19 protein-coding genes and 1 pseudogene are annotated in these 23,329 nt (G+C 58.4%); 6 read left to right on the forward strand and 14 right to left on the reverse strand.

Annotation, left to right across the window (positions count from 1 at the left end; genetic code table 11):
- The first annotated feature begins 86 nt into the window (after positions 1-86).
- Both JNB88_RS31070 and JNB88_RS31075 read left to right on the forward strand, forming a co-directional pair.
- A complete protein-coding gene (locus tag JNB88_RS31070) occupies positions 87-806 on the forward strand; it encodes an SDR family NAD(P)-dependent oxidoreductase (RefSeq protein WP_220358819.1) in 720 nt (239 codons plus the stop codon).
- 350 nt (positions 807-1,156) lie between these two features.
- Positions 1,157-2,389, forward strand: a complete 1,233-nt coding sequence (locus JNB88_RS31075; protein WP_220358820.1) for an MFS transporter — start codon at positions 1,157-1,159, stop codon at positions 2,387-2,389.
- A 466-nt stretch (positions 2,390-2,855) separates the two neighbouring features.
- On the opposite strand, the gene JNB88_RS31080 is transcribed toward JNB88_RS31075, so the two are convergent.
- The 3 genes from JNB88_RS31080 to JNB88_RS31090 form a co-directional block, all read right to left on the reverse strand.
- The gene (locus JNB88_RS31080; protein WP_220358821.1) at positions 2,856-4,226 is read right to left on the reverse strand and encodes an NAD-dependent succinate-semialdehyde dehydrogenase; all 1,371 of its coding nucleotides are present in this window, start codon (positions 4,224-4,226) and stop codon (positions 2,856-2,858) included.
- 134 nt (positions 4,227-4,360) lie between these two features.
- The gene (locus JNB88_RS31085; RefSeq protein WP_220358822.1) at positions 4,361-5,101 is read right to left on the reverse strand and encodes an SDR family oxidoreductase; all 741 of its coding nucleotides are present in this window, start codon (positions 5,099-5,101) and stop codon (positions 4,361-4,363) included.
- A gap of 42 nt (positions 5,102-5,143) precedes the next feature.
- Positions 5,144-5,563, reverse strand: a complete 420-nt coding sequence (locus JNB88_RS31090; RefSeq protein ID WP_220358823.1) for a GlcG/HbpS family heme-binding protein — start codon at positions 5,561-5,563, stop codon at positions 5,144-5,146.
- A 420-nt stretch (positions 5,564-5,983) separates the two neighbouring features.
- On the opposite strand from JNB88_RS31090, the gene JNB88_RS31095 reads away from it, so the two are divergent.
- The gene (locus JNB88_RS31095; RefSeq protein WP_220358824.1) at positions 5,984-7,678 is read left to right on the forward strand and encodes an FAD-dependent oxidoreductase; all 1,695 of its coding nucleotides are present in this window, start codon (positions 5,984-5,986) and stop codon (positions 7,676-7,678) included.
- Here the strand turns inward: JNB88_RS31095 and JNB88_RS31100 are convergent, their stop codons facing one another.
- The 3 genes and pseudogenes from JNB88_RS31100 to JNB88_RS31105 form a co-directional block, all read right to left on the reverse strand.
- Positions 7,679-10,264: an ATP-binding protein gene (locus JNB88_RS31100; protein ID WP_223217405.1), complete on the reverse strand. Its 2,586-nt coding sequence runs from the start codon at positions 10,262-10,264 to the stop codon at positions 7,679-7,681.
- Between the two features lie 56 nt (positions 10,265-10,320).
- A pseudogene (locus JNB88_RS34470) lies at positions 10,321-10,566 on the reverse strand (winged helix-turn-helix domain-containing protein); the annotation flags it as partial.
- A gap of 336 nt (positions 10,567-10,902) precedes the next feature.
- A complete protein-coding gene (locus JNB88_RS31105) occupies positions 10,903-12,009 on the reverse strand; it encodes an NADH:flavin oxidoreductase/NADH oxidase (RefSeq protein WP_220358825.1) in 1,107 nt (368 codons plus the stop codon).
- A 433-nt stretch (positions 12,010-12,442) separates the two neighbouring features.
- Between JNB88_RS31105 and JNB88_RS31110 the strand changes: the two genes are divergently transcribed.
- The 3 genes from JNB88_RS31110 (at position 12,443) to JNB88_RS31120 (ending at position 15,421) form a co-directional block, all read left to right on the forward strand.
- Complete coding sequence (locus JNB88_RS31110; protein WP_220358838.1) at positions 12,443-13,978, forward strand: ATP-binding protein; 1,536 nt, start codon at positions 12,443-12,445, stop codon at positions 13,976-13,978.
- Between the two features lie 234 nt (positions 13,979-14,212).
- A complete protein-coding gene (locus JNB88_RS31115) occupies positions 14,213-14,968 on the forward strand; it encodes an alpha/beta fold hydrolase (protein WP_220358826.1) in 756 nt (251 codons plus the stop codon).
- Positions 14,969-15,121: 153 nt separating this feature from the next.
- Positions 15,122-15,421: a putative quinol monooxygenase gene (locus JNB88_RS31120; RefSeq protein ID WP_220358827.1), complete on the forward strand. Its 300-nt coding sequence runs from the start codon at positions 15,122-15,124 to the stop codon at positions 15,419-15,421.
- A gap of 217 nt (positions 15,422-15,638) precedes the next feature.
- On the opposite strand, the gene JNB88_RS31125 is transcribed toward JNB88_RS31120, so the two are convergent.
- The 8 genes from JNB88_RS31125 to JNB88_RS31160 form a co-directional block, all read right to left on the reverse strand.
- Complete coding sequence (locus JNB88_RS31125) at positions 15,639-16,274, reverse strand: NrsF family protein (RefSeq protein ID WP_220358828.1); 636 nt, start codon at positions 16,272-16,274, stop codon at positions 15,639-15,641.
- Entirely contained in the window at positions 16,261-16,827 is a 567-nt protein-coding gene (locus JNB88_RS31130) for a sigma-70 family RNA polymerase sigma factor (protein ID WP_220358829.1), read from the reverse strand. Before JNB88_RS31130 ends, JNB88_RS31125 begins: the two co-directional genes overlap by 14 nt.
- 207 nt (positions 16,828-17,034) lie before the next feature.
- The gene (locus JNB88_RS31135; RefSeq protein WP_220358830.1) at positions 17,035-17,550 is read right to left on the reverse strand and encodes a DoxX family protein; all 516 of its coding nucleotides are present in this window, start codon (positions 17,548-17,550) and stop codon (positions 17,035-17,037) included.
- A complete protein-coding gene (locus JNB88_RS31140; protein ID WP_220358831.1) occupies positions 17,534-18,346 on the reverse strand; it encodes an HvfC/BufC N-terminal domain-containing protein in 813 nt (270 codons plus the stop codon). Before JNB88_RS31140 ends, JNB88_RS31135 begins: the two co-directional genes overlap by 17 nt.
- Entirely contained in the window at positions 18,333-19,259 is a 927-nt protein-coding gene (gene bufB, locus JNB88_RS31145; RefSeq protein ID WP_220358832.1) for an MNIO family bufferin maturase, read from the reverse strand. The genes JNB88_RS31140 and bufB overlap by 14 nt, the downstream gene beginning before the upstream one ends.
- 28 nt (positions 19,260-19,287) lie before the next feature.
- Positions 19,288-19,602 (reverse strand): BufA1 family periplasmic bufferin-type metallophore, encoded by a 315-nt coding sequence (locus tag JNB88_RS31150; RefSeq protein WP_220358833.1) that lies wholly within the window; start codon positions 19,600-19,602, stop codon positions 19,288-19,290.
- 424 nt (positions 19,603-20,026) lie between these two features.
- Positions 20,027-21,358, reverse strand: a complete 1,332-nt coding sequence (locus tag JNB88_RS31155) for an HlyD family type I secretion periplasmic adaptor subunit (protein ID WP_220358834.1) — start codon at positions 21,356-21,358, stop codon at positions 20,027-20,029.
- 145 nt (positions 21,359-21,503) lie between these two features.
- Positions 21,504-23,329: calcium-binding protein (locus JNB88_RS31160; RefSeq protein WP_220358835.1), on the reverse strand; the 1,826-nt coding region annotated here is incomplete at its 5' end.

The following is a 23,329-nucleotide window of genomic DNA, read 5'->3' on the forward strand; positions in this document are numbered from 1 at the left end:
AAAGCCATCGCGAATTGCGGAGAGCAGGTGTCCCGCACGACGAAAAGCTTTGCGTGCGACACCGCCAATCAGGAGGGAGTTTCGATATGAGACTGGAAGGCAAGGTTGCACTGGTCACAGGGGCTGCTGGCGGTATCGGCTTCGCCGTCTCAGAACTATTCTGCAACGAGGGCGCTATTGTCGTCGCCGGCGACATCAAGCCGCCCGAGCAACCGTACCCCAAAGGCGTCGAAGCAATGACGCTTGATGTGACCAGCGAAGAGCAGTGGGCAACGGTCGTGGGCGCCATCGTCCGAAAGCATGGCCGCCTGGACGTACTGGTAAATAACGCCGGCATTATCGCTTACGAGCCACTCGACAAGCTGGAGATGAAAGACTGGCTGAAGATGATTGGCGTCGACCAGACTGGCGTCTTCCTCGGCATGCGGGAAGCCGTTCGTGTCATGCGCAAGCAGCAGGCGGGTTCGATCGTCAACATTTCCTCGATATGGGGCAGTGCCGCAGTTGCCGGTGCGCACTCGTACCATGCTGCCAAAGGCGCTGTTCGCAACATGTCCAAGAACGCAGCGATGACATATGTATCCGATGGCATCAGGGTAAACTCCGTGCATCCGGGCTTCATTCATACACCGTTGACGGACGCGCAGGCGTCAGAGCTCAACGATGCTGTCATCGCCATGACGCCGATGAAACGTGGCGGCAAGCCGGTCGAGATCGCCTATGGCTGCCTGTATCTGGCTTCGGAGGAGGCAAGCTACGTGACTGGCGTCGAACTCAATATCGACGGCGGCTATCTCGCCCAGTAGCGCAAGGCGCATGCGGGTCAACGTGGTCGGTTTTTCGCGAAAGCGGCTAAGGCGTACCCGATCGAGCAGACAACAATCCTTACAAACGTCTGCCTGTCGGGCGTGTCAAAACGCAGACAACGGTGGTCCTCAAACCCGGCACAGGGGATGATAGTAAGTGTCGAACGCAGCATATTTTTCCGGAGCTTAACCGCATTTAACAACTGCGATGGCTTCACAGCAGTATGGTTTGCGGTGGCGGCTTGATCGGTCGCAATTCCAATGCGGAACCTTGCCCGGCGGCGCGATCCGAAACGGATGCACCGAGCTTCGGGCGGGGCCAGACGCTCCCTTAAGCAATGGAGGCCAACATGCACGGCAAAGCCTTTGAAGCCCAATGCGCGGCCGTAAAAGTGCATTGCACTGATCCTCAGCAACGGCAGAAAGCGGGTTTGACGCTCTTTGCGCTTGCGCTTGGGAGTTTCTGCATCGGCACATCCGAATTCGCAAGCATGGGGATACTGCAACTCTTTTCGGCGAGCCTTGAGGTAGATCTGCCCGCCGCCACGAACGCGATAACTGCATATGCGTTTGGCGTCGTTATCGGCGCGCCACTCGTCACACTTGCCGCAGCCCGGTTAAATAGAAGAACTTTGCTTCTGTTGCTCATGATACTCTTCGTGTGCGGAAACATCCTATCAGCCTTGGCAACAGGCCTCGGAACGTTTGCGGTGGCCCGCTTTATCAGCGGCTTGCCTCAAGGCGCCTACTTCGGAGCAGGCGCGGTCGTCGCATCGTACATCGTTGGCCCTGGACATGGAGGGAAGGCATTTGCACTCGTGATGACCGGCCTGACGGTCGCCACGATTGTCGGGTCACCACTCGCCACCTTCCTTGGTCAGACGCTTGGATGGAGGAACACTTACCTGGCGGTCGCGGCACTAGGAGTGCTGTCCGTCGCGACGTTGTGGTTATGGCTTCCCAGGACGAATTCCTTGAATGGCGGTTCGGTCGCGGGGGAACTCAGTTCGCTTGGTAAGTCTTCGGTTTGGTTGATGATGCTGGTAGCCGCGCTCGGGGTAGCGAGCATCTTTGCCGTCTATACCTTTATTGGTGCCTTTGTCACCGACGTGGTCGCCATGGATCCAGTATGGATTCCAATTGCCCTGGCCTTGTTCGGTATCGGCATGACAGCAGGGAATCTGCTTGGAGGCAGAATCGCCGATGTGCACCCGGCCCGTGGCATTGTTATCGGCTTCGGAAGCGCCATCATCGTACTCGCTGTTGTGGCCAGCTTCGGCTCTAACGTCCCGACGCTGTTCGTCGGATTGTTTTGCATTGGAGCGACAATGATGACAGCGATACCGACAATCCAGGTCCGCCTCACACGGCTTGCGCCGGAGGCCCCAACCCTGATGGGCGCAATGAACCTTGCCGCTCTCAATGTCGCGAATGCCATCGGCGCTTGGGGGGGTGGGCTTGCAGTGGCGAGTGGCTTCGGTTTGCTGTCTGCGGTATGGGCAGGGTTTTGCCTCACTCTCCTGGGGCTAGGGGTATTTGCAGTGATCGCGCGTGGAAGCCCACGCATGGCTTCCGCCCATTGAGGCAAAGCTCGTTGCGGAAATCTGTGTGATCGCGTGTCGATTACGCTTCCAAGGTCACTCGAGAGAGGTTTGCATGCAGGAGCAGTATCATCGGGTGGGGGTCCACTGCCTCGGGAAAGGTTTAGCGGCGAAAAAAATCTCCGCACCCGTGGTCTTTATGGTTCGATATCGCATGCGTGCCATCGCCTCCCCCTCAGATGTTGGGTATTCTGCCAAGCCCTCCTCCCCCTGGAGTTCCGATGATTGTGAAGCAGATCCCTGAGGATGCACCAGGAAGGTTTTCCTTACGCCACTCATTTGACCCTGCGCGAACAGACTGGCTTGTTGAAACCGATTTAACCAAACTGAGAGGACGTGGCGCTACCCGACACTCTTGTCTTGCGCCAATCCGGCGATCTCAAGCAAGAAGGGCCACTGTTGTGGCCCATCCTGTAACTGGATCTCCGTACGATGCCTGCGACGTCGATCAATGCGCGACGAGTACCATCTTCTGGTTTACCAACTCCTTGATCCCCGCGCCTGCGAGTTCACGACCGTAGCCGGACCTTTTTACCCCACCGAAGGGAAGCTCTGGACCAGTAAAGGAGGATGTATTGATCCACACGGACCCGGTCTCGACTTGCGAAGCCAGGGTTTTCGCGCGTTCGACGTTGGCGGTGAAAATGGCACCTGAGAGGCCGAAATTGGAGTCGTTTGCTATTCTCACGACGTCGTCATCGCTCTTGATCACATGTACCTGTGCCACGGGTCCGAAGAACTCCTCGAAATAAGCGGGATTATCCCGTGATACCTCGGTGAGGATGGTCGGCTTGTAGTACGCGCCCGGTCCGTCGATCACCGTTCCGCCGACCAGGACTTTGGCCCCGGCCTTGACCGCACGCTCGACCTGTCCGGCGATGTCGTCACGGGCTCCAATCGAAGACATTGGTCCCAATCCGACGGTTTCATCCATAGGATCGCCAATCTTGGTGCCTGTAAACTTGTCGGCAAGCTTGGTGACGAATTCGTCGGCGACCTTCTCATGGATGAGGAAACGCTTCGCGCCATTGCAGACCTGACCGCAGCCGCGCAGCCTAGCCTCGGCTCCTGCGGCGACTGCTTTGTCCACGTCCGCATCGTCGAGGACGACAAAGACGTCACTGCCACCGAGTTCCATCACTGATTTCTTGAGGTTCTTGCCTGCGTTCGCCGCCACGATGCTACCTGCCCCCTCCGAACCGGTGAGCGCTACGCCCTGCACGCGATCGTCAGCGATGAGTTTTGAAATCTGCTCACCCGTCGCAAAGATGTTCGTCCAGGCTCCCTCAGGTGCGCCAGCCTCACTAAGTAGCTCCTCGAATGCTACGGCCGCCTGGGGGACCATACTGGCATGCTTTGCGAGAACAGGATTGCCGACCGCAAGGTTCGGTCCGGCAACACGGATAAGCTGGTAGAATGGAAAATTCCAGGGCTCGACGGCGACGACAACGCCGATCGGATGATACTCCAGCCACGCCTCACCCTTCGGTGTTGTTACCTTCTCACGAGCGAGAAAAGTCTCAGCGTTGTCGGCATAGTACTGGGCGATGTCGGCGGTGATCCGCACTTCAGTCCGCGCCTCATTTATTCGTTTTCCCATTTCCAGTGTGAGGATGCGCGCCAGGTCGTCCACGCGTCCGCGCACCAGTTCGGCAAAACGGCTCAGGACTTTGAGCCGGGATGCTCTGTCGCCCTTGCACCAGGGCGACTTATAGAGCGATTGTGCAAGGGCGAGCGCCCTTTCGATTTCCTCGTCGCTGTGGTTGTTGAATGTCTTGAGGACCTTGCCGGTCGCCGGATTTACGCTCTGGTAAGCCATGTCACATTCTCCTTTGGGTGTCAGGGTTGGAAAACGACCGGTCCTGGAAACGTTGGGCGTGGTCGCGCAGCGACACGATCCGCCAAGAGCCGTGGTCGGTTGAGCTGCATCTGCCGCGGAGTTAAATACGCCGATTAGAATTCCTGCGCTGTGGGCCGCAGAACGATTTCGTTGATGTCCACGTCATCCGGCTGTTCGATTGCGAACGTGATCGCCCTTGCGACGGAGCTGGCGGGGATCGCCGACTCGTAGAATTCCATGACCGCGCCCTGCGATGTGCCGCTGGTAGAATGCTTGAGATCGCTCTCGACAGCGCCTGGCTCGATCGAGGTCACTCTGATCTTGCTGCCGATCTCCTGGCGCAACCCCTCGGAGATGGCCCGAACAGCAAATTTGGTTCCGGAGTAGACGGTACCGCCTGGTGCGAAAACCTTTACGCCCGCGACAGAGCTGATGTTGATGATGTGGCCTGTCCCCTGTTTGATGAACATAGGCAGAACCGCAGCGATGCCGTAAAGGGTTCCTCGGAGATTGACGTCGATCATTGCGTCCCATTCATCCGTGTTTACTTCCGCCATCGGGCGGATGGGCATCAGGCCGGCATTGTTGATCAGCACATCCAGCTTTCCGAAATCGGATGCAGCCGCATCCACGACCGATTTGAACTGATCCTTGTTGGCTACATCCAGCTCGTAGGCTTTCGCCTTGCCACCGGATGAGGAAATCCTGGAGACGACTTCTTCGAGTTTGCCACGCCTGCGTGCGGCGATGGCGACCCTTGCCCCTTTCGATGCAAGCATCTGGGCGGTCTCTGCACCCAGTCCCGTACCACCACCGGTGATGAGCACAACCTTTCCTTCGATGTTGGTTGTCATCTTCCTTGCTCCTTTCCTGAAGCTCCAAATTGTGTCGGCTGCTTAAACGTTCATGACGGATACAGCGGCTTGAGTGACAGCAATGTCCTGCTCCACCGATCCAGCACTTGCCCCTACGGCACCGATCAGCTGCCCATCGCGAACGACAGGAAGGCCGCCGCCGAAGATGACGACGTTGCCGTCATTGCTCTGATCTATGCCGAAAAGCGGTGCGCCGGGCTGAGCGAGCTCTGCCAGGTAATCGGTTTTCTTGTCGAATAGCCTCGAGGTCACCGCCTTCTTGATTGCCAGGTCGATACTGCCGATCAGAGCGTCGTCCTGACGGACGAAGGCGATCAAATGTCCACCGGCGTCGACCACTGCAATATTATAGGCGATACCAAATTCAGCGGCCTTAGCTTCCGACGCTGACAACATCAGCTTGGCATCATCCAGAGTGAGAGTAGCGATAAGCCTGGTCATCTCGCATCCTCGGAATATCCGATGACGGCACATTGCCCGAGCGAACCTTAAGTACATTCTGGAGAGCGGGGGTGTTCGGACGGTGCCGCCGTTCGAACTGGATGCAGGCTAACATCTGATCGCGTCGATGCACGCTAAACGCCGTCAATGCGTGCGAAATCCGGCATGTCGTTGCTCATGCTCAATTTGCACGGCGCCTGTCATTAAAAATTTGCGCGCTCCGCCGCCAATAGCGCGCGCCGCCCGACAAATGAGGATCGTATCGTTGTTTTCGAAAACGGCCCCGTCCGCAATCATCGATAACTCCACTGTTCACTGCATTTCGCTATGATAAGCGCTGTTTAACAGGCAGCGCTTCGCGAGCACGCGTAGGCTTTCCCGATCAAGCCCGCTGCGCGGGCTGCGACCGAGGTCTTCCTGATGGCCGAAACAGCTCAATTCAGCACTCTCAGCAGTCCGGTTTCCGCCACGCTGCGTGAAATTCCGGGAGAGGCTTTCCCTCGTCTTACGCCCGAAATGGTGGCGCGCATCGTCCCATTCGGACGGGAGGATCGGTTTGATGGCGGCACCTATTTGTACGAGGTCGGCGATCGGGAGGTTGACTTCTTCGTCATTCTGAACGGATCAGTCGACGTCTTGGAAAGCGATGGACACGGCGGACACGCGCTAATCGCGACACACCGCGAAAACCAGTTCACCGGCGAGTTGCACCATTTGAGCGGGCGGGCGGTTCTGGTTTGTGGGAGAGCGACCGTTTCGACGTCCGTCATCCGTCTTTCTCGGGCATCACTGCTAAGACTGGTCAGCGCTGAACAGGATATAGGAGAGATCATCCTGCGCTCGTTCATACTCAGACGAGCAAGGCTCCTCGAGCATGCAGAAGGTGGCACCGTGGTCGTGGGCAATTGTCGCGCTGGAGATACGGTCCGCATCCAGACATTTCTCGAAAGGAACGGCTATCCCTATCGCTGCCTCGACACCGAGACCGATGAGATTGCGCGCGCGGCGATGGAAACCTTCCATGCAGATGCCGACAGTCTGCCGATCGTGGTTCTCAATGGCGTCAGGGTGCTTACTCGACCAACCAACCGCGACCTTGCCGAGGCTCTTGGAATTACCGAGCGACTGAACCCGTCACATCTATACGACGTGGTTGTCGTGGGTGCCGGGCCATCGGGCCTCGCCGCGGCCGTTTACGCTGCATCTGAAGGGCTTGACACGCTGATTGTCGAGGCGGTTGGCCCGGGCGGACAGGCGAGTACGAGTTCGCGGATCGAAAATTACCTCGGATTCCCCATGGGCATTTCGGGGCAGGATCTTGCTAGGCGCGCGCAAATACAGGCGCAAAAATTCGGCGCACGGTTTGTGGTCGCCGATGCGGCGTGGCGACTCGATTGCACTCGGTACCCATTCGCCGTGCAGTTGGAAGGCGGCAATGTAGTGCTTGGTCGATCAGTCGTAGTCGCGACTGGTGCGCGATACCGACGATTGGATATTCCCGAGTCTCAGAGGTTTGAGGGCAAAGGAATACATTACGCGGCCACGTCGATTGAGGCGCAGCTTTGCGAAGGAACCGAAGTCGTGGTGGTGGGCGGGGGAAACTCCGCCGGTCAGGCGGCGGTCTTCCTGTCGGCGCAGGCGCGCCATGTGCATCTTCTGGTCAGAGGCGACGGGCTCTCCGATACGATGTCGGAGTATCTCATTGACCGCATCCTCCTGTCCCCACGGATCACATTGCATACCCGGAGCGAAATCACATCGCTTTTGGGCGATAACTATCTTGCAGGTGTCCGATGGCAGCAACACGGAAACGAGAGAAGCGAGCGGCCTATTTCAAATCTCTTTCTGATGATTGGAGCCGTCCCGAACACCGATTGGCTCGACGGTTGCGTCGAACTCGACAACCGGGGCTTCATTCTCACCGGTTATGCCGAGAATGGCATGCCCGGGAACTCGCCCTATGCGACCAGCATCCCTGGTGTATTCGCGGTCGGCGACGTTCGCGCAAAATCGGTAAAGCGCGTTGCCTCAGGCGTCGGCGAAGGATCGGTCGTGGTGCACGCAATCCACAGCTGGTTGGCGAGCAAGCCCGTGAGCCGCGAAACCATTAGATGATCAGTGGATAGTTGAGGAACCGCCGGGCACCTCGCCGCGCGCTCGAAATGAGCGAGAACCCTGCAACTCGGTCAGGAGCTCGCGGGCCCTTTGCAAGTCAGGCGTATCGAATCCGTCTATGAACTGACGATATAGCGGCTCAAGCACGCTCCTGGCATCGTCGATCTGCATTCGATCTCTCAAGAGGAGAGCAAGGTCTGTTGCACAACGGATTCGCCATGCCCATGCCCCATTTCCCTCTGCCGCTATCAAGGATTGCCGCAAGGTTGAAAGCGCTTCATCATCACGACCGGTTGATCGTTCCTTGACTGCCCTAAGACGTAGCAACTCAGGCACCATTGAGCGTTGCGGTCCTATCTCGAACAGGTAGTCGAGAATTCGTACGCCCTCTGGCACGTGTCCGATCGCATAGAGGGCCCTAATCAGAAATGAATAGTAGACGTGACGTCCTATCTGCGGCACCCCATTGCGAAGTCCGTCAAACGCGGACATCAGCCCGTCCGGGTCCCGGCGAACGTCGGTGACCGCGTCAAGCACCTGGTCGAAGCACTTTGCGAGGGGGATCCACTCAGGCATGCCGTGACTATAAATCGTTTCCTTGAGCTGGTCGGCACATAGCCTTGCTAGCGAATACTCTTGGCACTCGCACAAGATGAAGAGTGGCCCGCGAGTGTAGCAGTAGATCAGCGTCCACCCGTGATTGATTTCCGATATTGCCTTGGTGACAGATTTTGTCCCTTTCAGGCCAGTACCCGGTCGGGTTGAACCAAGCCACTGCAGGGCAGCCAACGTGTGTTCCGTCCTGAGTCTTGGATCAAGGTCGAACCTGGAGCCACTGCTATCAGCGGTCGTTTGGAGTTCGCGATGCAGCTTTTCCAGACGCGCGATCGCCGAAGGATATTGGCAGCGAATAATATCCAGCTCGGTGAGAAGATGTTCGTGCTCCCAGAGCGCCCGTTGGTTGTTTGAACGTATGGCTACACGCTTCAATGCCTTGAGTGTATCGAGAACAGCCGTCTGTTGTCCCGGCATGATCTGGTACCGCGCCAAGGCCCCCAAGGCCTGGCACTCTGCACTAGTATCGGCTATCTGGCGCGATAATTGGATTGCACTCTCAAAGGTCTTAACGGCCTTCTCCGCATCGGCTGATACATAGCTGCTAATCGCTGCAAGCCCAGCGATCAGCCTGAGCTTCAAGGCTCGATCCTCGCAGCCGATGCGTTCGAACTCAGTGAGCGCCTGCTCGCAGTTCCTGCGGGACTCTTCACTCAGCGATAGCTCGTGCCACAACGGAATGCCGGACGCGACCAATTGCATGCCAAGCATCGGATCGCCGCGAAAAAAGAGCGCCCAGCGGATTGCTTTGCGCAAATCATCCGCGTAGTTGGCATAGGCGGCATGCCATTGCCGTGCTGAAAGCCTCGCCTGGTCAGCATTTGCACGCGTGAGTATTCCCAATACAAAGCGAGCGTGGGCCCCTGAAACAAGGGGTAACTCACCCGACCTGTCCAGCAGATCGCCTGCGAATGCGCGCGTACTGTCGAGCAGACGGTATCGCATCCCGCCTGCTATCTGTTCGACGCTCAGCATCGACTTGGCGCGTAGCCCTGCGACGGCATCGAAGACGGCGGTTGGATCCATGTCATGATGGACGACGACACTGACCGCTGCATCCATATCGAACGTGCTCATGAAGATTGAGATGGCACGCAAAACGGCTGCCTCATTCTTCGTCAGAAGTGCGTAGCTCCATTCCAAAGTCGCGAGCAGGGTCTGCTGACGTAGTGGTCCTTCATGCTCAGGTCCAACCAGTGTGGTGAAACGATCGCCTAGTTCCTTGAGGACATCAGGAGCACATAGGCTTGCCATTCGGGACGAAATGAGCTCGATGGCGAGAGGTGATCCATCGAGGCGCCTGCAAATCTCGGCAATCGCAGAGGCATCTTCATCCTCAATCGTATATTGCCCTTTCTCGGCCGCTCGCTCGACGAGAAGTTGGGGTGCGGAATAACGAACGACTTGTTGAGCCGTGTAGGCGCGGCCAGGCGGCGGAACCTCCAATGGAGCAAGCCAAAATACCTCTTCTCGCTTCGCTCGAAGAACCTGGCGGCTTGTCGCGACGATCCTGACGTCCCTGGTGTTGGCAAGGATGACGTCACATAGATGTGCGACGGCATTGAGGACATGCTCGCACGTGTCCAGAAAGAGCAAGGTCTTCCTTCGAGCGACGATTGATGAGATTGCCTCTAGGCGATCCTGGCTACCTGAGCTGATGCCAAGTGCCGCTGCAACCGATGGAACGACGAACTCCTCGCCGGTCGCGCGCGAGAGATCGATGAACGTGACAAGACCTCCTTCCTCGTCTTCGAGCAATTGTACAGTGGCGATTGCAACGGTGGTCTTTCCAATGCCGCCGGGGCCAACGATCGTTGTCAGGCGGTTGACAGCAATACTGCGTCGCAATTCAGCGATTTCGGTATCTCGCCCGATGACCGTGCCAAGTTCGGGAAACCGGGTATTCGCCACGACCGGCAGATCCACGATAATTGGCATATTTTCGGCGACCGCCTGATCGCTTTTAACCAATAGCCACGTCCTATCAGTGTCCTGATATAATCCTCCGTCGGAGAATATTCTCTTAGTGCTCGCCTGAGCGAAGCGATGGTCACTTTCAGATTGGCCTCATGGACAAAGATGCCGGGCCACGCAGCATTGTATAGCTCCTCCTTGTGGACCAGCTCACCCTTCTTGCTTGCCAAGGCGACGAGCATCTCCATTGCCCGTCCGCCAAGCTGTACTTCCTCGGCACCGCAGAACAATCGGCGATGAGCTCTGTGAAGGCGAAAGGGCCCAAATGCAACCAAGTCAACCGGTTCCGTAGATACCATGTGTTCCTCTTCGCAGGGTGAATGGCTCCGCACAGAAATGATATTGAGGTCACGATCGCGTGTGGATGGATGCGTCCCCCATGCATCGTTCGGCTGCCAACGGGGTCAACCGTCGCAACAACCTACTTCAGTTAGTTCCTTTTAGCATGTCATCGCCATCACCGGCTGCCAAATTTCACCGCTTGGAACCATACTTGGATCATCGCGCCGGCCGGCCGCGCAATCTTCAGCAGTTCCGCTGCACCACTACCACTGGCGCAGCCACGGCTAACCAAAGTCGATTCAGTGTAGGGACGCTCTGTGCAGATCTTCGATGCACTAAGGTGGCGGCCACTTTCATTCGTTTTCGAATAGGTTTTTGAAGCGGCTGGGTTGAGACCGGAGGTATTGCTTCGGAACCTGTACCCTCCCCCCAAGCTCTGCGGCAGCATGCCAAGGCCAATTCGGATCGAACAAGATGGTCCGGGCGAGCGCAATCATGTCGGCGTCACCCGTTCCGATGATGGCTTCTGCTTGTTCGAAGCCCGAGATAAGTCCAACCGCGACGACGGGGATCTTGAGTTCCTTCTTGACCATTCGGGCAAAGGGGACCTGATAGCCTGGCCCAATCGGGATACGCTGATCGGGATGCAAGCCGCCGCTCGAGACGTGTATGGCATCGCAACCTCGGCGCTGCAGTTCCACTGCGAAGCAGAGCGTTTGCTCCAGGTTCCAGCCCCCCTCGACCCAATCGGTAGCGGACACCCTGATCGATACAGGCATTTCGGTAGGCAGTGCCGAGCGGACGGCATCAAATACTTCGAGGGGATAGCGCATCCGATTTTCCAATGAGCCACCGTAATCATCGCTCCTGTGATTTGTTAGTGGTGAAAGGAACTGGTGGAGGAGATATCCGTGAGCCGCATGGATCTGTACCAGGTCCAAACCAAGTTTGGCGGCGCGTCTTGCGGCGGCGACAAACGCATTGCGAACTTGCTTCAACCCCTCTCGATCCAACGCGACCGGGGTGACTGCTTCCGCGCTGTACTGAAGTCGCGACGGTGCAAATGTTTGCCAGCCGAGTGCTTCGGTTGGTGAAATCGGTTTGCCCCCTTTCCAAGGGACTTCGGTTGACGCTTTTCGACCCGCGTGGTTGAGTTGTATTCCGATCGGCATGTCCGTCCAGCGACGGATGCTCTCAAGGATAAGTCCCATCGCCGCGTAGGACCTCTCGTTCCACAAGCCCAGGTCTGCATAGGTTATGCGGCCCTCTGGCAGGACCGCGGTTGCCTCGATAGTCAGCAACGCTGCGCCTGACAAAGCGAGCTTTCCAAGATGAATGAGATGCCATTCGTTCATACAACCCTCTTCGGCGGAGTACTGGCACATCGGGGCGATCACTATGCGATTGAGGAGATTCAAGCCCCGTATTTTGATCGGTTTGAAGAGAGCTGCTGAGGACATTAGCTTCACTTCCTGTCTTTCGATCGGCCTGTCGAGAGGTGGCTTAATGCGATTGAAGCTCGGACACGCCAAGCCGCATCTTGGTCTGGGATTTCAAAGTAACTGCGGAAATTTGATCAACAGAAGAATCCATATTCCGCTCCAGCTGGGTGCAGCCACAGCGGGTGATCGCTTGTAGTTGTTGCCGCCAACAGCGGAACACATCACAAGTTGCTACTTACGCCGGAACTCTCTGTTTAGCGCGTAAAATGTGGTCAAAGCCCGTGAAATCTACGCTGGCAAGGCGCGTGCCAATTGCGGGGCAACAGACCCAACCTCATTATTTACCGTATTTAACCTCCGTTCCGAGCTGGGTTCTGTATTATCGACAGTGAAGCGATGTGAATTGGACTGTTCCAACGGAGCGCGGCCGCGGCCATTGAGGGGAACCGAAATGGGATATCACACAAGGAATGGCTATTTCGGTTTTGGGCCATACCGTCTAAATCCGGCTGCACGGGTTCTCTTGAGAGGCGACGATCTGCTTGAAATCGGTAGCCGCGCTTTCGACATTCTTGTCGCTCTCGTGCAAAATCAGGGGCAAGTGCTTTCCCATGGGGAGATCATGGCGTTCGCGTGGCCCGGTCTCAATGTCGAAGCATCCAATGTAAGGGTGCAAATGACACATCTGAGGCGCGAAATCGGCTGTGGCGAAAATGGCAATCGCTACATCGTCAGCGTGGCTGGTCGCGGTTACAGTTTTGTCGCACCGGTCACATGGGAATGGACGGCCGATCTGGACCAGACATCGTACGGCAACCTGAGCTCTGGTGGATCGCACATCACATCGACGACACTTCCGCCTCGTTCGAGCCATGTTATTGGCCGCGACGAGAACATTTCCAAAATTTCGCAGATGGTGGCCGAGCGCCGCTTCGTCACGGTTGTGGGACCTGGAGGGGTCGGCAAGACGACCTTAGCCATCCTGGTGGCGCACACCGTCCCGATGTTCGAAGACGCTTATTTTGTCGATCTTGGCACCATCGACCAAGATGCGGAGGTTTTGGGAACCGTAGCCTCGGCTTTGGACATTCCGGTTTCGTCAGATCATGACTTCGACAGCGTCATCGACCACCTGGCGTCCCGGCGTGCGCTTTTAATTTTTGACAATTGCGAACACGTCCTTGGCCCTGTGACGGTTCTCATTGGTTTACTACTTGCACGCACTGCGAATGTGCACATTCTTGCCACGAGCCGAGAAGCGTTCCGTTTGCCCGGCGAGGCAGTATACCTTCTCCGACCGCTTGGTGTGCCTCCGCACACAGGGCGCTTGACTGTTGATCAGGCGCTACTTTGGCCCGCAGTGCAGCTATTCGTGGAGCGTGCAGTAGATAGTGGCTATCTGGATCCTTTGGGCGATGCGGAAGCAGCGACAATAGCTGCCATCTGCAGGAGATTGGACGGCAACCCGCTTGCTATCGAACTTGTGGCCAGCCGCATGGGGTCTTATGGCCTCGACCGGGTTGCGGAACTATTGGACAACCAGCTAGCCTTGCGATGGAGAGGCAGCAGAAGCGCGAGCCCCCGCCATCAGACTGCAGAAGCAATGATGGACTGGAGTTACGCTCTTCTGTCAGTGACAGATCAACGTGTGTTCAGGCAACTATCGGTGTTTTCCGGTGAGTTTTCCGTTGATGCTGCCCTTGCGATGATTGACGACGAGGAGTACGAGCCAGCAGAAATTATAGGATCCATCGGCAATCTTATCGACAAATCCCTCCTTTCATTTCACCAGGGAACGGGTCCGGCGCAGCTAAAGCTGTCTGGCATCGCCAAGACGTACGCCGCTTTCAAGCTCATCGCCTCGGAAGAGCGGCCTCACGTTGAACAACGCCGATCCCTCTACCCCGTGCAAGCATCTCAGCAGTGCCGCGCGAGCATGGCTGGCCCATTAGAAAGCGCGCAGGAAATGCAACTCCAGGCGTCTTGATGCTTGGTCCTAGTAAACCCGCGTGCCTTCGGCAGGATCGTCGGTCGAAATGTCGTGATCGGTACCGATGAAAGATGGTTGGCACGCACCATCCAGGTGGTCGTATCCCTTCGGGAAGGATGTGTGACTGCAGCGCGTCACGATACGCAGGATTTAACCACAATTAATATGCGCCAAGGGAGTTGGTCGATTATTCCTAGGATTACCGTTTGATCATTGATCGGAGGACGTCGCATGTCCCGAAACCTTGCGTTCATATTCAGCACCCTGCTGGTTTTCACAGGCACATTCTCCTCTGCGGTTGCAGAGGATCTCAAGGCCAAGACCGTTGTGCTCGTTCACGGCGCATTCGCCGACGGATCGTCCTGGCAAAAGGTCATCCCTCTTTTGGAAAGGGCCGGATTGAAAGTTATCGCTGTTCAGAATCCGCTTGAATCCCTGGAGGGCGACGTGGCCGTTACCAAACGTGCAATCCGAGATGCCGAAGCACCCGTTGTGCTCGTAGGTCATTCATGGGGTGGCGTGGTCATCACTGAGGCGGGTGACGCTTCAAAAGTCAAGTCACTGGTCTATGTGGCGGCCTATGCACCTGACGCCGGCCAATCGCTTGTCGACGTTGCCTCCAAGTATCCCGCTCAGGAAAGTAGGAAGACATATCTCAAGGACGAGGATGGATACCTGAAGATTAGCGACGACGGTATTTCCAGATATTTTGCGGCTGGCCTTCCGCCAGACGAACAGAAACTCGTTGCGGCCGTTCAAGGACAGCTCAATGTTAAGGCCACCACTACACCCGTCGATCATGCTGCCTGGCGTAACAAACCGTCTTTCATGGTTGTTGCGACGCAGGATCAGATCATCTCTCCTGACCTGCAGAGAGACCAGGTGAAATCGGCGAAGGCCGAGATGGTTGAAGTGCCGTCCGGTCACGTTGCGATGCTGTCCCATCCCAGCGAAGTTGCTGCCCTCATCGTGAAGGCCGCTCAATAGGCTTTCGCGAACGATGGCATCGATGGCGGGGCTGGAATGAACATGATCCGGTGAGGATGCCCTATTGGGTGTGGGGTGTCTTTGATGCTGGTGTCCCGAGCATACGTTTCGAGCGCTAGGCGGGTTGCCCTCACTCATTCAGGAGCTTTCGGCATGACGCAATCGCCGACCAAGGTCACTGCGATCCTCACTGCTCACCTCGGCAAATCTGTCGAGTTGAGAGCTTTGCTTGTTGGCATGGCACCGCTTTGCAGGGCCGAGCCTGGCAATCTGCGCTGGGATGTCTGGCGTGACCTGGCACATGGCGAGCGCTTCGTGCTCGACGAACTCTATCTGGACACCGCCGCTCTCGAGGCGCATCGCCTGACACCCCATTACCAGGCTTATCTCGCCAAAATTCCCGAATTGGCCGAGCGGACGGCTTGGATACTGGAGGCAGTGGCGATCGCTTAGGGGTCAATCCAGCATGTTGTCGACATCTGCAGCCGGCCCGCTGGAGTGCGAGGGAAGCACGGAACGCACGGGAACGGCAGAGCAGCTTATTGTTGCGACAGGAGAGCGTGGCCGGCTAGGAAAAGGTGTCTGGAGCATCCTTTTCAAAGGCCAATCGCCTTCCAAGATCTCGCCTTGTTTCAATATTCAGCGAACGCCTTCTCCGGCTCCTTGCTTCTCACCAGCGCAACACGCGCTTGCCAAGCAGAAAGCCGACACCTGTTGCGATCAAGATTCCAATCGAATACCAGGTGACCAGAAAAAGCGGGCTATCGTCGGGGCAATGCCATGCATAGATAGCAGCAGCAATTCCCCCCGCGGCAAGACCTGCGACGGCACCCGCAGTACCGGGATTTTCTGGAGCGCCCTGCCTGACGGAGTAGAGAATGGCGGCAAGCGGAGCGATCGCAAGCGTTGGAACAAAGAACAGGCAGAAGCTGGAGAAATGGCCCTCCATGCTTTGACCCCAAGCATCGCGCGGGATGACCAAAAGCTCTGTGACTATACCGGCAACAAGGACGACGAACGGGATGCCGAGTGCGAGGACGGATGAGCGAAGCGACAGGCCGGGCTTGCCCATCCGAAATGCGAGACGTGTCGCTGTGACCGCCAAAAGCAGCGTCAGACCGATCTTGAAGATGACGCGCGGCGTTTCAATCATGTCGAACATGTTTTTGCGGATACCAACCGTCGACAGCAACAGGATGGCGGAAATGACGACACCGGCGGTTAGCGCAAAAAGAAAGGCTCGGCCGAAGCGCACGCGGATACGCGCATCCTTCACCAATAGATTAATCAGATCATCCGTTTTCACGCTCGTCGCTCCGATATAGGGCGGCCAATCCCTTGAGTGCCCTGTGCAACGCCACCCGCACTGCGCCTTCCGTCATATGCAACCTTTCGGCTGTTTCGCGAATACCGGCGCCGCCGATTGAGATCGAACGCACGATTTCCCTTTGGGGAGCCCGCAGGCCCTGCAACATGCGGTCGGCATCAATGCGATCTGTACCGTCAGCCTGATGGTCCGCCTCAAGTGTCTCCATCACGTCTTCGATCGGAATGCTCGAATGACGACCGCGGCGGCGCAAGCTGTCGATCAGTTTGTTGCGCACAATCGTCGCCAGCCACGGACCGATTGGGCGCGAAGCATCCCATGTCCCGCGCTTTAGATGCACCGCCAGCAAAACTTCCTGCACCACATCTTCGACCTCGCTTCGCGGGGCACCAAACTGATCGCAGCGCCGACGGGCGATCGACCGCAAGTAGGGTGTGACGGCCCTCAAGAAGCGATCATAGGCCTGGCTGTCGCCGGCGATTGCGGCACGCATCCAGGTTCCCCATTCCTCTTCTCGGGCCCAATTTTTCATCCGCCACTATCCTCTACGCATGGGATCCCGTGCCTGTTACCGTCATTTTGAATTTTTTCGACAACGCGACATGGAAGCCAAGACCGGCGTTTGGATCTATTGAGCGCATTGTCCGGCAAACGGCAAGGGTCAGTGACGCAGACAAGCCACCCAGTTCTTTTTCGAACGGGGTGGCTGAGGCTATGTTTTAGTGAGGCGGGGGACAGTTTAGGGATTGGTGGTACCTGCGATGCGAGCGATGAGGTAATCCAACGAGAGGCGTCCTGGCCCATAGCGCATGGTGGCAAGGGCCATTGCCGCCCAAGTGATGTGGATCGGCCAGCCGTCAGGCACTGTAAGCTCAACCACGATAGTCATGAGCAGAAGCCCCAAGGCGGCAAACCGCGTCGCGAGACCCAGTACCAGAAGGATCGGAAAGAGTATCTCCCCGCACCCTGAAAGAAATGCCATAGCCGCAGGTGCGGGATAGGGATAGGGACCGCCCGGAAGATGCAGCATGAACTCCTGTGTGAACAAGTCGACCGCAGTCTCGTTCAATTGCAGGAAGCCATCCCACTTCAAGATACCGGATCGCCAGAACGGAACAGCGAGTGCAATCCGAAGGATGGCCTGAACCATATCGGGTTGGGCGACACCACGGACAATGCCTTCGGCTAAGGCGGCGAGACTGGTCAATGAGGAAATCGGGCCTTTGCCCGCGATGGATTCAAGCGTACTCGACATTCGAATTCTCCAGTTCGATATGGGAAAAGGCACCAGCAGCTATCATCTCGCCAACAAGGCCGGAGAGATCGAACGCGGCGTTGGCTTCGAACCCTTTGGCGGCCGCGGTTGCGAGGCGTTTGCCATCGATCAGTGCGTTCAGGAAAGGTGCACCGCCCGGCGGCAGAAAGCGCACAGTGACCTCATCGTCGGCGCGTGTGATCAATCCGTCTTCGGGGCGGTCTTCCACCGGACCAACGGGGCCGGAGCCGCGGTTCATGGCAAAGATGGTCACGGCGGGATGTGCCGATGACAAAACGCGCGTTGCAGGATGCGGCCTGAATGTGAGAGCGCCGAGATGCTCCGGAGGCACGCTTGCCAGAGCCTCGGCGGACAATTCGGGTCCGTCGGCCGCGTGGTAGGAATCCATCCACGCGCACTCTATCCGTGCCACATCAGATAGCCATGGGATGTTGGCGGCATACTCGTACCGGTCGATGAACTCGGGAAAGCCCCGGCCATACTCAAATAGCAGCGGCGATAGCGGCGGGTTTTCGCGGACATAAAACCGTGCCATGGCACGAAAGAAGTCCGGTCCCGTTATACGCTGCACAGCCGGGAAGATAGCCACTAGCGCCTCGATAAGGCTCACGGTTACGTTATTGCGATAGATATTGTAGCGCTTGTCCGACTGCTTTCCGTACGGGGCGGATACGAGAGCCGGCGCCGGCGCATCTGGCACAAGAAGGGATGCCGAGAACTGCCTGGTAAAATCCTCTTCTTCAGGCCGGATCGGGAGGATACTAGCCTGAGGCATGAGATTTTTCCTCATTGAAGTCATACCTGTCCAGGATCGATTGAGCGGCGAGTGCCTCGGCCCGAAGGACCGGCCAATCGGGAATTTTGCTATCCCATTCGATCAACGTCGGGATCGGTCCGCAGTTCTTGATAACGATTTCGTAGAGTTGCCAGACCCCATCCGCGACCGGCCCGTCATGACTGTCGATCAGCAGGAGGTCACCTTCGTCATCATCCTGTGGCGCATGACCTGCGAGATGGATTTCGCCAACTTTCGACAGTGGGAAATCCTTCAGATATTCCAGGGCCGAGAAGCTGAGGTTGGTCGCGGAAACGAAGACGTTGTTGATGTCGAGAAGAAGGCCACATCCTGTCCTCTTCGATATCTCCCGGATAAAATCTGTCTCGCTCATCGAGGATTCCCTGAAGAGCAAATAGGTTGACGGGTTTTCCAGAAGGATCGGCCGGCCAATCGCATCCTGCATCTGGCAGACATGGTCGCAAACATGCGCCAGTGTCGCTGCGGTGTAGGGCAGTGGCAGCAGATCGTTCAGATAAGTCTCCATATGGGTAGACCAGGCGAGATGCTCAGATACCAGCGCCGGCTCGTAGCGGTTGACCAGAGATTTGAAGCGGTCAAGGTGCTCCCTGTCGAGCGGCTGTGGCCCACCGAGGGACATGCAGACGCCGTGAAGAGATACTGGGTGATCACGGCGTATCGTTTCTAGCACTCGATGCGGTGGGCCGCCGGCACCCATATAGTTTTCGGCGTGTACCTCGAAAAACCCTAGCGGACCCTTTATGGAAGCTATCGCCGAGAGATGTTCCGGCTTGAAACTGGTTCCCGCTTGGCCGGAAACCGGTATGGCAGGAAAGCGGAGGGTGCTTTCAATCGCCGACGGAATTCCGGTCGTCATGTTGACACTGGCCATTGTTGCCTCCGCTCTCCTGGTCTTGGGATTAGATGTCGCGCGTCAGCGGCATTAGCGAACCGTGACGGTCACCCGGCAATTCCAGCGAAGCGCAGGTGCCGCCCTGGACAAACTTCCACGAATTGCCCTGGAAGTCCTTGACCGAGGTTCCCTGGCAGGTCGTACCAGGTCCGGCGGCGCAATCATTTTGACCCTTGAGAGCGACGCCGAAGCACTTCTCCTTGTGAGCGGCGACAGCGGCATTTGCTTCGGCCTTGGTCAGCGGACCGGCGCTTGCGATCGCAGCCAGAGCGGAGGTAACCGCGCCAGCAAGAAGGGCGGTGCTAATGGAGGTCTTCAACATTCATAGTCTCCGTTGCTTGTGACGCCCCTGTTCCAACGGGGCACGTCACGTATTCGCAAGCGGTGCGCGGGCTGTTACAAATGATGGAGTAACGACCGCGTGATTGGGTGTCGTGTCCGACGATTCAAGAGCCCGAGCAGTTTGATCGGCTCGGGCTCCTGTCAAAGAAAGAGGGGCCAGCGGAACTTAGAATTTTCCGGGGTTAACGCTCAGCTCGGCGCAAGCCGATGAGGTGTCCATGAGGGCGATCGGCACCTTGTTCCCGATTGTGCTGTGTGGCCTGAGCTTCTTCCATCGTCGCCCGCGCGAATGCCCTCTTGAGGCAAAATCGGACATGGACCCTAAGACCCGCTTGATCAAAAATGGATACGATAGCTCTGCAAAGCTGGACGCTTCGCCTTCATCGCGTCGCCTTTCCTACACCTTATTCCTCTCGGAATGCCTTCATCATCTGGTCCGTGAATGGTTTGAGGATGTATGAAAGGGCGGTTCGTTCACCGGTCTGGACGAAGACCTCGACGGGCATTCCGGGGATGAGTTTGTTGTCCTTGAGGAGGTCTTTGTCGGCGAGGGACAGGGAGGCGAGGTAATAGGGCTGTCCGGTTGCGCGGTCCTGCGTGGTTGCGGCGGCGACGACCTCGACCTTGCCGTGGAGTTCTGGCGTGGTGCGCTGGTTAAAGGCAGTGAAGCGCATGCGGGCCGGCTGGCCGGGGGCGACGCGGTCGATGTCGACGGGGGGAATGCGGACCTCGACGATGAGGTCGCCGCTCTTCGGCACGACGGACATGACGGTGGCGCCGGAGGTGATGATGCCGCCGATGGTGTGGACCTGCAGGTCATAGACGAAGCCGTCGACGGGGGCGCGCACCTCCATGCGGGTGAGACGGTCGCGGGCGGCGATCTCGCGCTCGTTGAGCTCGGCGATCTTGGCCACCAGGCTGACGATCTCGGTCTGCGCCTCCTTGCGGGTGGTCTGGTCGATGGAGATCAGCTTCATGTTGAGCTCGCTGATCTCGCCCTCGGCCTCGGCGACGCGGGCGATGAGCTCGCCGCGGCTGCCTTCGATGCGGGCCCGCTGGCGCAACAGGTCGCGCTTCTGCGAGATCGGCACCAGCTTGTTGGCCAGCAGCTTCTCGGTCTTGGCAAGCTCCTGCTCGACGATCTCGGCCTCGCTGTCGTTGGAGCGGCTCTGCGCCTTGAAGCCGCGCACCTGCTCATCGAGCTGGACGATCTGCAGCCGCAGCTGTTCCTTCTGGTTGGCGACCATGCGGCGGTTTTCCTCAAACAGCTTGGTCTCGCCCGCCACCACCGAAGAGGCAAGGCCGAGCGCCTCGAAGCCGACGCCGTCGGCCGCATCGCGCTCGGCCACCAGCCTGGCATGGGCGGCGGTCAGCTGCTGCAGCTGCGCCTTGACGATCGACAGCTCGACGCGGGTCTGGGTGTCGTCGAGGACGAGAAGGACGTCGCCCTTCCTGACGGCGGTGCCGTTGTCGACGCGGATCTCGGCGATGATGCCGCCGTCACGGTGCTGGATGGTCTTGACCTGCTCGGAGACGGTCACCTGGCCATGGGTGATGACGGCGCCCGACAGCTTCGCCTGGGCTGCCCAGCCGCCGACGCCGAAGACCAGCGTACCGGCCAGGATCGAGGAGACGACGATGCGCGAGGTGATGCCGAACTGCCGGGCGTTGTGTCGAGCCTTGTCCGTGTCGCCCTTGATCTTGTCGCTGCGCTTGTCGTTGGTGGTGGTGATCATTGCCGTGTTCCCCTGAAGTCTTGTGGCCGTGTCTGCGTCGTCGTGGTCTGCTGTCGTTGTCTTGTCGGCGTGCTCTTTCGGCATGCTCTTTCTGGCCTTCTGGCATTGCCGGGAGGGGCCGGAAGGCCTCCCCCGGGGATAGTCGTCAGGCCTGTCCCATCGGATGGCTGTCGATCGTCACCTGGCTCGGATCGATGGCGGCCAGGATGAAGTCCTGCGCGGTCAGCTCGTGATGGCCGCGCAACAGGATCTGCAGGTCATCGTCATGCTCGAGGTCGACGACGGTGCGCACCACGGTGCGGGTGTCGTCGCCGAAGGCCTCGTAGTAGAAGGTGATCGAGCCGATCTGCGGCGTGTCGCCATCCATCTGCAGGCCGGCGAAGGTGAGCGTGCCGTACTGGCCAAGCGCGGAGAGATCGAGCCGGTCGCCGACGCCGAAGTCGACGATCTCGTCGCAGCCGCTGCCGCCATTCTTGAGACTGGCAACGGACTGGAAGACGAAGACATCGGACCCTTCGCCGCCGACCAGCACGTTGACCGTGGCCGAGGCGACGAGGATGTCGTCGCCGGAGCCGCCATTGGCATTCTCGACATCGAGGAGATCGTCATCGCCGATCTCAGCGCCCGAGGCCACGCCAGCCTCGAGATCGATGACGACGCCGAGCACGGTGGCGGATGCGTCATAGCAGTCGTTGCCGCTGCCGCCGTCCATCCGGTCGTTGCCGTCATCATTGCCGTTGCTGTCAGTGCGCGCGAGCACGATGAAGACGTCGTCGCCGCTGTCACCATCGAGGCGGTCGTCGCCGTCGCCTCCGATCAGGTGGTCGTCGCCACTGCGTCCGGCCACCCGATCGTCGCCACCCCCGCCATAAAGAATGTCGGTGCCGCTGCCGCCGGAGAAGCGATCGTCACCCGACCCGCCATGGATCGTCTCGAAGCCGCGGATCGTGTCGCGGCCGATCTCCTCGCCCTCGGCATAGCCGGCCTCGATGTCGGCAATCACCGCCTGGACTAGCGCCGACAGGTCGAGCGTGTCGCAGCCGTCACCGCCGTCATAGACGTCGTTGCCGTCATGGCTGGCATCCTGGCTGCCACCTCCGGTTTCCTCGTTGCCGCCGGTGCTGCCGCTGTCGGCGGCAGGTGCGGCAAGCACGATGACGATATCGTCGCCATCCCCGCCAAGCACCGTATCGTCGCCGGCGCCGCCGGTCATCTGGTCGTCACCGGCGCCGCCGGTCAGCTGGTTGTCGTTGACGTCGCCGCAGATCATGTCGTCATGGGCGCTGCCGATGACGTTCTCGATCTCGGACAGGCTGTCACTGCCGATGTCGGTGCCGGTGGCAGTACCGGCTGCAAGGTCGACATTGACGGCTGCCGTCGCACCGCCGGCGTCATAGGTGTCGCAGCCCTCGCCGCCGACATAGGTGTCGTTGCCGTCGGAGGTGGGAGTGGAGGTGGAGGTTGACGTGCCCGTGGAGGCTGCCGCTTCCTGGCGCAGGTCCTCGGCAAGCAGCCCGACCCGGAAGCTGTCGTCGCCAGCACCGCCGAGCGCCACGTCCTTGCCGAGCCCGCCCGTCAGCACGTCATTGCCGTCGCCGCCTTCCAAGAGGTCGTCGCCGGCCTCGCCGGAGAGCTGATCGTTGCCGGCATCCCCCATCAGGTGATCGTTGCCGGCACCGCCGAACAGCCGGTCGTGGCCGGCATCCCCCATCAGGCTGTCATTGCCCTCGTCGCCGAAGAGATCGTCGTCGCCATCGCCGCCAAACAGCACGTCGTTGCCGGCACCGCCGAACAGCCGGTCATTGCCGGCTTCGCCATAGATCAGGTCATGGCCGTCGCCGCCAAAGACGGTATCGTTGCCGGCACCGGCAAACACCACGTCGCGGCCCTCGCGGGCATAGACGAAGTCGTCGCCGGCCTTCAGCGAGATGATGTCGTCCTCGGGCGTGCCAAGCAGCCGGTCGTCGCCGT

It is taken from the genome of Rhizobium cauense, assembly GCF_019511525.1.
GTDB lineage: Bacteria > Pseudomonadota > Alphaproteobacteria > Rhizobiales > Rhizobiaceae > Rhizobium > Rhizobium cauense.